The 13,649-nt window shown below is 37.1% G+C and carries 12 protein-coding genes; 9 read left to right on the forward strand and 3 right to left on the reverse strand.

The features are described 5' to 3' along the window. Positions 1 to 218 (forward strand): type IX secretion system membrane protein PorP/SprF (locus tag CLW00_RS19750; protein WP_146131464.1); only part of this gene is annotated, 218 nt, incomplete at its 5' end. Positions 219 to 391: 173 nt separating this feature from the next. Here the strand turns inward: CLW00_RS19750 and CLW00_RS19755 are convergent. Then, a complete protein-coding gene (locus CLW00_RS19755; RefSeq protein ID WP_245917410.1) occupies positions 392 to 1,039 on the reverse strand; it encodes a peroxiredoxin in 648 nt (215 codons plus the stop codon). Positions 1,040 to 1,351: 312 nt separating this feature from the next. On the opposite strand from CLW00_RS19755, the gene nhaA reads away from it, so the two are divergent. The 8 genes from nhaA (at position 1,352) to CLW00_RS19800 (ending at position 10,402) form a co-directional block, all read left to right on the forward strand. After that, positions 1,352 to 2,713: a Na+/H+ antiporter NhaA gene (gene nhaA, locus CLW00_RS19765; RefSeq protein ID WP_106135446.1), complete on the forward strand. Its 1,362-nt coding sequence runs from the start codon at positions 1,352 to 1,354 to the stop codon at positions 2,711 to 2,713. A gap of 179 nt (positions 2,714 to 2,892) precedes the next feature. Further along, positions 2,893 to 6,381, forward strand: a complete 3,489-nt coding sequence (locus CLW00_RS19770) for a chemotaxis protein CheB (protein ID WP_106135447.1) — start codon at positions 2,893 to 2,895, stop codon at positions 6,379 to 6,381. Continuing rightward, entirely contained in the window at positions 6,374 to 6,826 is a 453-nt protein-coding gene (locus CLW00_RS19775) for a response regulator (RefSeq protein WP_106135448.1), read from the forward strand. Before CLW00_RS19770 ends, CLW00_RS19775 begins: the two co-directional genes overlap by 8 nt. A 19-nt stretch (positions 6,827 to 6,845) precedes the next feature. Further along, positions 6,846 to 7,415, forward strand: a complete 570-nt coding sequence (locus tag CLW00_RS19780; RefSeq protein WP_245917412.1) for a helix-turn-helix domain-containing protein — start codon at positions 6,846 to 6,848, stop codon at positions 7,413 to 7,415. Between the two features lie 462 nt (positions 7,416 to 7,877). Continuing rightward, on the forward strand, positions 7,878 to 8,150 hold the full coding sequence (locus CLW00_RS19785) for a hypothetical protein (protein ID WP_146131465.1): 273 nt from the start codon (positions 7,878 to 7,880) through the stop codon (positions 8,148 to 8,150). Positions 8,151 to 8,177: 27 nt separating this feature from the next. Beyond that, positions 8,178 to 8,639, forward strand: coding sequence for a hypothetical protein (locus CLW00_RS19790; RefSeq protein ID WP_106135450.1), 462 nt, complete (start codon positions 8,178 to 8,180; stop codon positions 8,637 to 8,639). Between the two features lie 224 nt (positions 8,640 to 8,863). After that, positions 8,864 to 9,316 (forward strand): PA2169 family four-helix-bundle protein, encoded by a 453-nt coding sequence (locus CLW00_RS19795; RefSeq protein ID WP_106135451.1) that lies wholly within the window; start codon positions 8,864 to 8,866, stop codon positions 9,314 to 9,316. Positions 9,317 to 9,523: 207 nt separating this feature from the next. Beyond that, positions 9,524 to 10,402: a pirin family protein gene (locus tag CLW00_RS19800; protein ID WP_106135452.1), complete on the forward strand. Its 879-nt coding sequence runs from the start codon at positions 9,524 to 9,526 to the stop codon at positions 10,400 to 10,402. Positions 10,403 to 10,693: 291 nt separating this feature from the next. Here the strand turns inward: CLW00_RS19800 and CLW00_RS19805 are convergent, their stop codons facing one another. Both CLW00_RS19805 and CLW00_RS19810 read right to left on the reverse strand, forming a co-directional pair. Beyond that, a complete protein-coding gene (locus CLW00_RS19805; RefSeq protein ID WP_106135488.1) occupies positions 10,694 to 12,211 on the reverse strand; it encodes a S10 family peptidase in 1,518 nt (505 codons plus the stop codon). A gap of 17 nt (positions 12,212 to 12,228) precedes the next feature. After that, on the reverse strand, positions 12,229 to 13,644 hold the full coding sequence (locus tag CLW00_RS19810) for a RagB/SusD family nutrient uptake outer membrane protein (RefSeq protein ID WP_170073253.1): 1,416 nt from the start codon (positions 13,642 to 13,644) through the stop codon (positions 12,229 to 12,231). Positions 13,645 to 13,649: the final 5 nt, after the last annotated feature.

Raw genomic sequence — 13,649 nt, forward strand, 5'->3', positions numbered from 1 at the left:
TGATGGAAAAAATATGGGTCGGTGCCGGACATAGAATTGATTATGCCAACAACTTCCAACTGGGAGTACTGCTGCCAATAATGAGAATTGGCTATGTCTATGAACTACCGATGAGCAGGTCATTCCTACTGCCGAACACCACACATGAGTTCCTCGCAGTCATCCCTCTTTTCAGAGACAACAACCCCAGAGCTAGGAATAAGATGATGATTTGGTAATTTAAATTGTTAATACACAAATAAAACTTATTTAATTGAGACAAATCAGAAGGTAGTGTAATCACTAATATCTTTTAAATCCAAGCCAAAGAGAGCCTGTATCAAACAGATTGCAAATAAATCCTATTGCATAAAAAAAGCACTGAAAATTTGAAAATCAGTGCTTTTTATTCTTAAAGGTCTTTTTTTGCAAGGTAAAAATCTACCATTTCATAATCACTTGCTTCTCTTTCGAGCATTTCAGCGACTGTCTTTGGAGGTGAAACAATCACTTTATCTCCTTCTCTCCAGTTGAGTGGTAGAGATACTTTATGCTGATCAGCTGTCTGCAAAGCGACTAAAGCTCTTTTTATCTCATCCATATTTCGGCCTACATTAAGTGGATAATACATTATCAACCTAATTTTTCCCTTTGGATCTATAAAAAATACTGCCCTTACCGCAGCCGTTTCGCTTTCTCCTGGTTGCAACATGCCATAAAGTTTGGATACCTTCATATCTATATCGGCAATGATTGGAAACTCGAATAAAACTCCTGTGTTCTTTTTTACATTATTTACCCAGGCTATGTGTGAATGAATCGAATCTATGCTTAAACCTACCAATTTGGTATTTTTCTCATCAAAGTACTTTTGATCCAAAGCAAACCCACTCATTTCCGTTGTACATACAGGAGTAAAATCTGCAGGGTGAGAAAATAATATTGTCCAGCTTCCCTTTATATGTTCAGAAAATTGCATTGGACCAGTCGTAGTCATTGCTTTGAAATCTGGTGCTATATCACCGATCCTCGGCATGGTCATTAAATTTTGATCTTCCATGATTATTTTGTTTTTATTTGATAATTCAAAGGTCAGAAATAACCACGAAGTTGAATGTGACAAATGTTCCAATAGGATTTATATTTCAATAGTTTTTATCTATTACCTATTGAGATTTCTCAAAAATGAATTGACAATATGGATTTTATACAAGTCTGATGAAATTGTCCAAAACCCTCCTAAAAAAATTTTCGTAAGATTTTTTTCATATATAAAATTAAATGGTTGATACATCTATCATAAATTTTATTTATGTATTAGATAGTTTATTTTGATGAATTCAACCCGGATTTCAATTTAACCGATACTGTTATGACTGTAGGAAACTTAAAATTCAGTGCTTTGAGCCCTTTGGTACAGTTTATTAGAAAAAGCTCCTTTAGTTCTTTTCTGCTTTTCTTTTCTGCATTACTCGCCTTGATTTTGGCAAATTTTCCTGCAAACCCGTACATTCAATGGCTTCTCAGTCAAAACATCGGGTTTACTTTAGGGAATTTCAGTGTCTACAAACCATTGCTGTTATGGATCAACGATGGTCTTATGTCCATTTTCTTCTTTGTAATAGGACTAGAATTGAAGCGGGAAATCATTGCCGGTGAGCTTTCTAATCCTAAAAATGTCATGATGCCAATAGTAGGTGCGATTGGTGGGATGCTTTTTCCAGCACTTATATACATAGGCATCAATTGGGGGCAGACACCTGCGGCCTTAAATGGTTGGGGCATCCCTATGGCTACTGACATAGCATTTGCTCTTGGGGTGCTTTACCTGTTGGGTCCAAAAGTTCCCATCCAATTAAAAGTATTCCTGACAGCATTAGCCATTATAGATGATATTGGAGCTGTTTTGGTCGTGGCTTTATTTTATACCTCGGAAATATCCCTTTTGAATTTGACCATAGGTGCTTCGGTTTTGGCCCTGATGATCGGCCTCAATCTTATCGGTATCAGAAAAGTCTTAATTTTTGCCTTCCTTGGAATTGGAGGTCTTTGGCTTGCCACCCTTCTATCAGGTGTGCATGCAACTATTGCCGCTGTTTTGGCAGCTTTTGCTATTCCCGCAGACCGCAGGATTGATAAAAAGAATTATCTAAACTCAATTTCCGAACTGACCAATAAATTTAAAACTGCAAATAAGGCCGAAAAAGACAGGTACCTCCTTTCTCCGGATGAGGAGAATATCATTGGTGAAATAAAAAGGATTTCTAAAGCTTCCATCTCACCTTTACAAAGGCTGGAAAGGAGTATGCACGGATTGGTGGCCTATATAGTAATGCCCATTTTCGCTTTGGCCAATGCTGGAGTAGTCATTGATAGTCAATGGTTGGAAATGATCAGTAGCCCAATAGCTTTGGGAGTAGGTTTGGGCTTGGTTGTCGGCAAACTCATCGGGATTTATGGTCTTTCTATACTAGGTATCAAAATGGGATGGTATAAAATGCCTAAAGGCCTCAACGGCAATATGCTTTTGGGTGTATCCTTCTTGGCTGCAATTGGATTCACCATGTCCTTATTTATCAATTCACTGGCTTTTGACTCTCAAATCCATATTGAGCAAGCTAAAATGGGTATTCTGATGGCCTCCTTTGTTTCTGGCATCTGTGGATACTTGATTCTTAAGAAGACGCTAAAAGACCAAAATAAAAGACGCTTCCAAAATAAGCTGAAACTATAATAACCGTGTATGAATGGCTAAAAATAGGTAATGTAGTGTTAATAATTGTGTAAAAAATACTGACTCGATTAAATAAGATTCGGAAAGCTAGTTTAATAGTGGTAACTTACATAAATCAGGATAAGCCATACTATTTTTTTATGAACCAACAAACCTGCCAATAATATTAGAACAGCCCTATGAAACAATCATATAAAAATATAAAAAATGATGTTTCAGAGGAAATACAAAACATAGTATTTCCGATAGTAGGCATTGGTGCATCTGCAGGGGGTCTTGAAGCTATTTCTGAGTTCTTAGAACACCTATCCCCGGATACTGGAATGGCATTTATTTTTGTGCAGCACCTCAGTCCTGACCACAAAAGCATGCTGACACCTATACTTTCCAAGATCACAAGCATGAAAGTACAGGAGGTCCGTAACAAAGAACAGATCAAACCAAATTGTTTTTATATTATTCCACCGGATAAGGAAATTTGTGTAGAAGATTCGCATGTCATAGTCAGTCCCAGGCCTTCAAGTCCAAAATTCAGCTTACCAATAGATATTTTGCTCACGTCCCTTTCCAATGCACATCATGAAAAGGCAATAGGTATCATTCTGAGTGGAAGTGCAACAGATGGTACCATTGGGCTAAGAATAGTCAAAGAGCAAGGTGGCATTACCTTCGCCCAGGATCATTCAGCCAAATTTGACAGCATGCCCAATTCTGCCATATCTGCCGGTGTGGTCGACTTTGTCCTGTCTCCAAAGGAAATTGCGCTGAAGTTAAACAACCTGATAGAAAACCCTTTGATCGAAAACTTAAAACTAAACATCACCGATGAAGACTTTATTGATGAAGGAAATGCTGACTTTAAGCTAATTCTTAAAAAGCTCAATAAAGCCTCAGGTGTTGACTTTTCTGTTTACAAACTAAAAACTATCATACGTAGAATCCTTAGAAGGATGTTGCTACATAATCTGAATGACCTTTCAGCCTATGTGGCTCTATTGGATGAAAAAAAAGAAGAATTGACCATCCTCTATCAGGATATTTTAATCAATGTGACGAGCTTTTTCAGGGATCCCGAGATATACACTTATTTGGAAAATGAGCTGATTCCAGAACTGATCAAGTCAAAATCCGATGAAGATACTTTGAGAATTTGGGTGCCTGCGTGCTCGACCGGGGAAGAGGTTTTTTCATTTGCCATGCTATTTATGGAGATTCAGGAAAAAACCAACAGGCATATTACTATACAGTTATTTGCTACGGATCTAAGCGAGAGGGCTATTACTAAAGCCCGATTGGGAATTTATGATGAAAATGACCTGAAGTCAATGACTCCTAAGCGTATCCAAAGGTTCTTTACTAAGGATGATGGCACTTATAGGATTTCAAAAACCATAAGAGATATCTGTGTTTTTGCAACGCACAATGTTCTCAGAGATCCGCCATTTTCCAAAATAGACCTAATCAGCTGCAGAAATCTATTTATTTATCTTGATACAGCCGCTCAGAAAAGAGTCTTGGATACTTTCCATTTTGCCTTAAACGAGACAGGAATATTAATACTTGGAAAAGCTGAATCTATTAGCTCTTCCACAAAGCTTTATTCTGAAATTAATAAAAAATTCAAAATCTATTCAAGGAAAAATGGTTCTGAAAAAATCACCTTCCCTTTGCCAAATTTCAAATCATCAAAAAAAGAATTGAAAGACGAAAAACCAACAAATCCTAAAAAGGGAGCAACTCCATATTCAAAATCCAAAACTAATTCCAAAAAGCTGGAATTAAGTGAAGCTATAGACACAATTCTGATCTCGGATTTTTTACCACCGAGTGTGGTCATCAATCAACATGCTGAAATTGTTCAGTTTAGAGGAAATACTGACCTATTTTTTAGCCATACCGCGGGAAAAGCCACTTTGAATATCTTTAAACTGGTTCGCAAAGAAATTGCTTTTCACCTCAGAATTCTCATCTCAAAATCTCTCAAAACTGAGGAGAGAATCAAAAAAGAAGATATTGCTGTAAAAATTAATGACAAGGAATTTGTTATCAGTATAGAAGTAGCTCCATTGAAGATTGAATCAGACGAACAATTGATGCTGGTTATATTTTCTCAATATGAACAAAGCCAGGTATTAAATGAAATAGCCGGTAAAGATGAAAATCAGGCAAAGCTATTGGCAATCAAAGAGAAAAAATTTAAGCAATTGGAAATGGATTTGGCAGCTTCACAAGAAGATGCCATGTCCCTTGCGCATGAACAGGAAAGGTTCATAGAAGAACTTCAGAGTGCAAATGAAGAAGTAGTTTCCAGCAATGAAGAGTTACAGACTGTCAATGAAGAATTAGAAACTTCCAAGGAAGAGTTAGAATCCTCCAATGAAGAATTGATCACGACTAACCAAGAACTTCAAGTTCGGAACGAACTTCTGATAGAGTCTTATGAGTATTCCAACGCTATTATTGCCACGCTTCATGAACCTTTGGTGATTTTGGATAAAAACTTAAAAATCAAAACTACCAATAAAGCCTTTTTCAGTTTATTCAAGCTCAAAAAAGAAGAGACGGAAGGCAAGCTTTTATTTGAACTGGAAAATAAACAATGGAATATTCCTAGCCTTAGAGAACTACTAGAGCATATTATACCAAAGAATACGTCCTTTCATAATTATAAAGTGACTCATGAATTCCCAAGGATAGGTGAAAAAGTATTCTTGCTCAATGCCAGCAAGATCATTCAAAAAAGCCATGGAGATCACTTGATACTTCTCTCATTCAATGACATTACTGAAGCTATGAAAGTTCAGAAAATTGAGCTGGACATGTTCACTAAAAACATTGAAGAATCCCGCAACTACAATTTGAAACTCGAAGAAGCTGTAAATGAAAGGACCAAGCAATTAGATCTATCCAATAAATCCCTAGCTGAAAAAAACAATGAGCTTGGCAAAATGAACAAGGAACTTGAAGCATTTGCATATGTATCAAGCCATGATTTGCAGGAGCCGCTTCGCAAAATCCAAACCTTTGTAGATAGGATTATGGAGAAGGAGAAGGGAAATTTATCCTCAAATGGGAAAAATTATTTCCGATTTATCCAAAAATCAGCGAATAATATGCAGTTGCTGATTGAAGAACTTTTGAATTTCACGAGCTTAAATTCAGCTGAAAGAAAATTCGAAACGCTTAAACTCTCTGACATTATTCAGGATGTAAAAAAAGAAATAAAAGAAGACTTAGAGGATAGTAAAACCATCATTGAAATGCAGGAAATGTGTGAAGCAATGGTTATACCTTTTCAATTTAGACAACTGATGATCAACCTGATAAGCAATTCAATTAAATTTACCAAACCTGATACCCCAGTTAAGATTACCATTTCTTCCAAAGTAATCGCAAGAGAAAGTATCAAAACCTTGGAAGACCTCACAAGTGAGTTATATTGCCATATCAGTGTATCTGATAATGGAATAGGATTTGATCAGGAATTTGAAAAAAGAATCTTTGAAGTGTTTGAAAAACTGCACAGCAAAGACGATTACCCAGGTACGGGAATAGGGCTGGCCATAGTAAAAAAAGTAGTGGAAAATCATAATGGAATCATATCTGTGAAAAGTGAAATAAATAAAGGAACAACATTCGACATCTATATCCCAGCAAAAAATGAATGATAAAACCTTAAATATCCTCCTGGCTGATGATGATGAATCAGACAGACTTCTCTTCAAAGAAGCTTTTGATGAGTTAAGAGCCCAAACAAGAGTGAATACTGTCAATGACGGTATGGAGCTGCTGAAGTTATTGAGCCAGACAGATGAAGAAAACCTACCGCATATTTTGTTTTTGGATATCAATATGCCAAAAAAAAACGGACTGGAATGCCTTCTTGAAATCAGGGCTGATAAGAAATATAAAGATGTATCAATTGCTATCTACTCCACATCCTCATCTGAAAAAGACATGCAGGAGACATTTCTAAATGGTGCAAATGTATACATCCACAAACCAAACAGTTTCCAAAAATTGAAAAAATTATTGGAAAAAGCCATCATGTATACCCATGTATACCAAGAACCTCCTTTCAATAAGGATAATTTTCTACTTGTGGCAGAATAAGACGAAAATCAAACAAAATATGGCTACTCAGAAAATATATATCAAGTACATGTTAAGTCTTCGATGCGTCTTAATGGTAAAGGAAGAACTCAAAAAATTAGATATTCCTTTTACCAATGTCATTATCGGAGAAGTTGAGATTCTAAAATACCCCAGTGATGAAAAAATGGAGGCTTTTAGGCTAAGCTTAAAAAATATCGGGCTTGAGCTTCTTGATGATAAAAAAAGTGTCCTCATTGAGAAAATCAAAAATGAAATTCATAAAATGATTCATGAGTCCGAATCATTGCCAAAGGTCAATTTTTCAGACTTTCTGAATGAGAAACTCGGCTATGATTACACCTATTTGTCAAATATTTTCTCTGAAGTGCAGGCCATCACTATTCAGCAATTCATCATCTACCACAAAATCGAAAAGGTAAAAGAGCTTTTACTCTACAATGAGCTTAATCTGACCGAAATCTCCTACAAACTTGATTACAGCAGTGTGTCTCACCTTTCCAATCAATTCAAAAAAGTCACTGGCTTGACGCCTTCATTTTTCAAACAAATGAGAGAATTGAGAAAAAAGAAACTTGCAAATGCCTGATTTACAAACACTTGAACTACCCAAAGTCTTATTTTATTTAAAATGCTGAATATCAATTTTTCAAGAAATAAACCGTGAATACTAAAGAAGCAATGACCGTCAAAAATAAACTTAACCTACTTGACCCAGAGTCAAAAACAAGACAGTTTACTTCTTTCTCCCTACAAAAATTTTGAATTCACTACTCAATGTAGTCTCAGCGATCTACTTTTTCAGATAAGTAAATTATACAAATTATAAAATATTTATTGCAAATAAGTTGGTTTTAAAAACTATAATTTTGAATAATAATCTATTTCAGAATTATTTTAATAGGTCATTAAAAAGCAACATTTGGAAATAAACTGAACATGGCATACAAAAGCTTGTAGAAAATCCACCAAGTTATCTAACGATTAGACAAAAAAGTACTTGAATCAATCGAGTGTCAAGTGTGAAACCAGGGATTCCGATAAAAAATACATGGAATACAATTTTGAAATGGAAGTTAAAAAGAAAGAGAAAAACAAAGTAGGAAGTTTCATAAAGGACCTGCTATTGTTATTGGGCATCGGGGCAATTGTTGGGTATTTCACCTGTAAGGAAACGAGATATAGCGCACGTGAAAAGATATTGAATTTCCGAAAATTCGTGCTTGGATTGATTCAGGCGAAGAAATTACCTATCACCAATGAAGGTGGAATAGATAAGCTTCCCGGAATTCCAAAAAATGTTTTTGACGGGGTTAGGAAATAAAATTCCGCAAAATTCTAAACAATAAATATGAAAGCTGAAATTATGAGAATGGCGTTGAAAACAAGTGTATTTGCATTTATGCTATCCTCTTGTTCTCAGTCAAATGAAGTGATAAACAATAATAACAACACCAATCTGGAAAATAGAAATGCTTTGGCGGTACAAATTGATACAACCTATAAAATAACCAACAGGGATACTTCTAAAGAGTATTCCAACTATTCAAAATCAATCAATGTGCGCTTTGATAGAAATGCGGAAAACCTAACTAGAATGAAAAAGGATTTTCAAGCTGAAAACAGCATCCAAAGAATGAAGTATGACCAAGAGATTTTTGATTTGAACAAGAAAAACGTCCAAATTAAATCCAAAGCGAATCGCAGCGCCAATCACAATCTTAAAACTTGGGACTACTTCAAAACTTCTACAAATGTAGAGATGTACGAACTTGAAAAGTCTATACAGGCTTTGTCAGAAAGGAAATTATAACCTTTTCAGCCTAGCAAATGGGTATTTAAATACAGGAAGTTTAAAGGGATAAGAAAAAACAACTTAAAAAATTTTGGTGGATACCTTAGGAAATGACTACCGTGTAGCTTGTAAAAATATCATGAAAAATTACAAAATTTTTAGATTTTTGATTTATTGGAATTAGAGGTCTGAAAGTTGATAAAACGTCTAAAATCACTATTTCTAATCTAAATAAAACAGCCATGCAACATTCAAAAAAATGGGCCAAAATACTCAATGACCTTGTTGTGATCAACGATGACCGTATCAAAGAGTATAACAAAGCAATCAATTCGCTGGAGCAATCAGATGAAGAATTGAAAAACCTGTTTACCCAAAAGGCTTTCAAGAGCAGAAATCATATTACGACACTGCAGGCGATGATCAAGACATTTGGAGGTAAAATCGGTTCAGGAGCAAGCACAAGAGGAAAGGTATTTCGAACTTGGATGGATGTGAAATCTTTGTTTACAGTCAATGAAAATTCCCTCGATTATTGTGAAGTAGGTGTTAATGATGTGGTGTATGCATACAGAACAGCTTTATCCATAGACGGCGAAATGACTTCTGACTTATGCAATAAATTGTTATCTCAGATGTCATCATTCAAGCAAGATCAAAGTGAAATAAAGGCACTTAGGCAATTACAAAAGTGAATTGTTTTCATCAGTATTTACTTAATTGAGACCACAAAAAAACAGGAGTGGAACAGATAAGAAATCTAAAGTATTTTTTGGTGTACAGCATCAATTGTGAAAGAACTAATTGATTCAAAACATTCAGGAAATCAATGGATTTAAGGTTGGTATTTTGGATATTTACAGTAATGGTTTTATCAATTGAAAATTAAATCCAACTGAGCAATGTCCAATATTTCTTTAATAATCGAAGAAAGAGCCGCCAATGTAGGGAGTTTCCTTGTTGGGCGGCTTCTTCCGTTCAGACAAAAAAGAGCCGTAGGTCCCTTTGTCTTTTTAGACCACATGGGCCCTGAGGAATTGAAAGACTACCAAAATCTTGACGTCCCTCCCCATCCACATATTGGCCTTTCTACCCTGACTTATTTATTTGAAGGTGCTATCATGCACCGAGACACTATAGGCAGTGAAGTAGAAATCAAACCGGGAGCGGTCAATTGGATGACGGCCGGAAAAGGGGTAGTTCATTCTGAAAGAACTCCAGAGTACCTTAGAGATAGTGAGAAGTCTTTACACGGTCTACAGATCTGGGTGGCACTTCCCAAGGATTTGGAGGATACTGAACCCTCTTTTACCCACATCGAAGCAGAACAGATTCCTTCCCTTCAACTCGGTGACGTCAAGGTAAAGGTGATTGCAGGAGAAGTATTTGGCAAAAAGTCTCCTGTGCCTGTTCATAGCAAACTATTCTTTTTGGAAATCAAAAGTTTTGAGGCAAGGAAAATAAATATTGGTGAAGAATTATTTGGAGAAAGTGGCTTGTATATTTTGGAAGGTGCTATCAAAAGCGAAGGACATAAATATGAAGCAAGGCAAATCCTAATCGCCAAGGACAGCAGTCTTTGTGAATTTGAAATGCTGGCCAATACAACTGTTTACATTTTTGGAGGAGAACCATTCCCTGAGGAAAGGTATATAGACTGGAATTTTGTTTCATCCAGTAAGGAAAAACTAAGAAAAGCGCGTGAGATGTGGGAAAATCAGAAATTCCCTGAAATACCAGGAGAAACCGGTTTTGTACCCTACCCTAATTTTAAAAAATAATAGATTATCTTGGAAACAGGTTGGTAAGACGTTATCAACTCATGTAAAGGAGGTATTCTAAGTTCATAACATTGGAAAAAATGTTCAAAAAAGGAAATGACAGTTGGTTCTCGTCATCCTGAACGTAGTGAAGGATCTCCTAGTGTCAAAGGTTGGAAACCCTACAAATCTGTCATTGGTAGTAATAAACGTTTTTCAATAGAATCTATTCAAAATAACCCCCTAAAAAAATAGCCACTCAACAAAATTGAGTGGCTATAAGATTTCTAAGAAATTAAACTTAACAAAAAATTATTTTTGAAGCGTCACATCATAGAACTCTCTCACATCGACGGTCATTTTTTCTAAAGACGGCTTATGGATATACACCATATGGCCAGACTCATAGTACTTCATGCTGATATTGTCCCTGAGCTCAGGTGCTATCATCATGTGATCGACTGTGTATTCAGTGGCAAAGAAAGGGGTAGCCAAATCATAATATCCATTGATAAACATCACTTTCAAATACGGGTTTTTATGGATCGCATTTCTTAATGTTTCTGAATTGTTGAGGTATTGGTTTTGCACATTGCTGTAATTCCAAGGCCTCACCCTACCTGTCAAAATCTCATAGCCAAGATCAGTTTCAACCCCCAATTCTCTTCTCAAATAATCATTGATCGCCATGCTGTAAGGCCCATAGATTGCTTTGCTATAACTTGGATCAAATTCAAACCCTTCACCGGCATGGTCATAATCCAAGCCCAAAATCCTACCGTCCAGCCTTCCTAGGGTATTCTTCTGATCTCTCAACAATTCCTTTACAAACCTACTGATATGGATTCTGTAATGGGTATTGTCCAAGTAATCTTTGGAAAGCCCAGTGTACTGATGAAGTTTGTCCGCTAATTTTTGCTTGTCTGCTTCTGTCAATTGATCACCTTTCATCAGCATGCTCGCGTACTCTCCCTTGGCATATCCTCTTACTTCTTCAATAAAATTCTCCACATCATTAATTTCTTGCGGAAGTTTATTGTGGTAAGCGGCTATTGCTGCATAAGTAGGCAGGTACATGATATAAGGTAAATCATGTCCCCTAGTGAAATTCAGTGTCGCAAAGTTGGTTACAGCACTGATCATGATGATACCATTCAAGTACATTCCATATCTATCCTGCAGATAACCTGAAAGACCCGCAGACCTAGTAGTACCATAACTTTCGCCTGAAAGAAACTTAGGTGAATTCCATCTTTGAAATTCAGAGACATAGGCACGGATAAAATCACCCACAGAGGCGATGTCCTCTACATATCCGAGAAACTGTTTTTTGTCTTCTCCAATGGCAGGACGGCTATATCCAGTTTCAATTGGGTCTATGAAAACCAAGTCTGTCTTGTCTAACCAAGTATTCGGGTTATCAATAACACGATAAGGAGGTGGTAATGCCTCTCCATCTTCTGTCATTTCAATCATTCTTGGTCCAAGGCCTCCCATATGCAACCAGACTGATGAGGATCCTGGGCCACCGTTGAATACAAATGTAATCGGCCTGTCAACAGGGTTGGTGACGTTGTTGAGGGTATAAGAGGTAAAATAAAATTTAGCTTTGTCTTTACCTTCCTCATTGGACATATGCATAAAACCAGCTGTGGTTTTATAGCTCAGGTTCTTTCCGCCTGCCTGAATATTATGGTTCTTTTCGGCAACCTCCAGCTCTTTCATGATCAGTTGGTTGGGATTGGCAGCTGCCGATATCCCCTGAGCATGCAAAAGAGAGCCTGCGCTCCCCAAAACAAGGAGGCAGGCTATCATTATTTTTTGAATCATATTATGAATTAATTTCATTAACGATATGCTTCATTTTGAACCATATTTGGATTGGTGAATATTTCAGAATTAGGAATAGGGAAAATAAATCTTCCTGCATTTCCAATAGAATAAGTACCAGAACCTGTGGTTCTTGGAATTTCAGTGAATTCAGCAATTGCCCTTCCTGTTCTTGTCATATCGAAAAACCTATGTCCTTCAATTGCAAACTCAAACCTTCTTTCATCCAAAACAAGGTCAACCAGTTCCTCTCCGCTTCCTGCAGAGGCATTGCCAAGACCAGCCCTGTTTCTGACAGCATTCAAGTCATCAAGACCTCCTGCTACATTTCCTTGCCTTGCTCTTGCTTCAGCCCTTAAAAGGTACATTTCTGCAATTCTTAGCACTGGAACATTGCTGGCGTTTTGAAGCTCATCAAACTTAGTTGAGTAATAGACTCCCCCAAATGCTGGGTTTAAGGCTATCAGATCACTCCTATCATCTTCACCTTGTCTGGCAAGTAACTCATTTGCAAATGGCACATGGAAACTCAATCCACCTCTACCATTCAAACTGGCAGGAAAATACCATTGTCTGAACCCACTGAAATCAACTACGTTGTAGTGCATCTCAAATATGGATTCCGCAGAGAAATCAGTTCTGAAAATATCAGAAAAAGGCTGCACCAATTCAAATGAACCTTGGCTGATGACTTGGTTGGCCTTGGCTTCTGCCTCAGCCCAATTGTCCAAATACAGGTGGTATCTGGCTAGCATAGCTGTAGCGGCAGCTCTTGTCAACCTAGATCTGGTTAAGAAATTACTTGCACGGGATTCTGTAAGCATACTTTCTCCCATTTCAAGATCTGTCCTCACCTGATTCCAAGTATCCTGCAAGCTGGCCCTTTCTTTGAAGGCATCTTCACCTACACCAATGGATGGTTCTGTTTCTATAATCACACCCAACTCACCATATTTGCCAGGGATACCTCCGAAGTATTTCACCAATTCAAAATACATCATTCCCCTGAATGTATAGGCTTGACCCAACATGTCATTGACCCTTTCCTGACCTAAACCCGGTACATCCGGAGCAAAAGCAATGATATTATTGGCCAAATCGATGGTTCTATAAATCTGCGTATATAAATCGTCTATTTCAGTGTTATCCGGAGTTTGTCTAAACTCATCGATAACGTTAAAATTATCCCATGTATCCACTGATTGGACTAAATCTGAAGCAAGCTCTCCTAGCGTTTGGACCCTCCAGTTGTACACCAATTGTGCTTCGTTGTACAGACCGTTTAGGGCCGCTTCTGCGTTGACTGGATTTGAAAAAGCTTCATTTGTTGCAATCTGGAATTGGGGATCCTGGTCCAACACGTTACAGCTTATTCCCAGGCCAGACAAGACTATAAATCCTGCGGCCATTCCTTTGTATATATAATTTTTCATCTTCA

Source organism: Mongoliibacter ruber, assembly GCF_003003005.1.
In the GTDB taxonomy this organism is placed as follows: Bacteria; Bacteroidota; Bacteroidia; order Cytophagales; family Cyclobacteriaceae; genus Mongoliibacter; species Mongoliibacter ruber.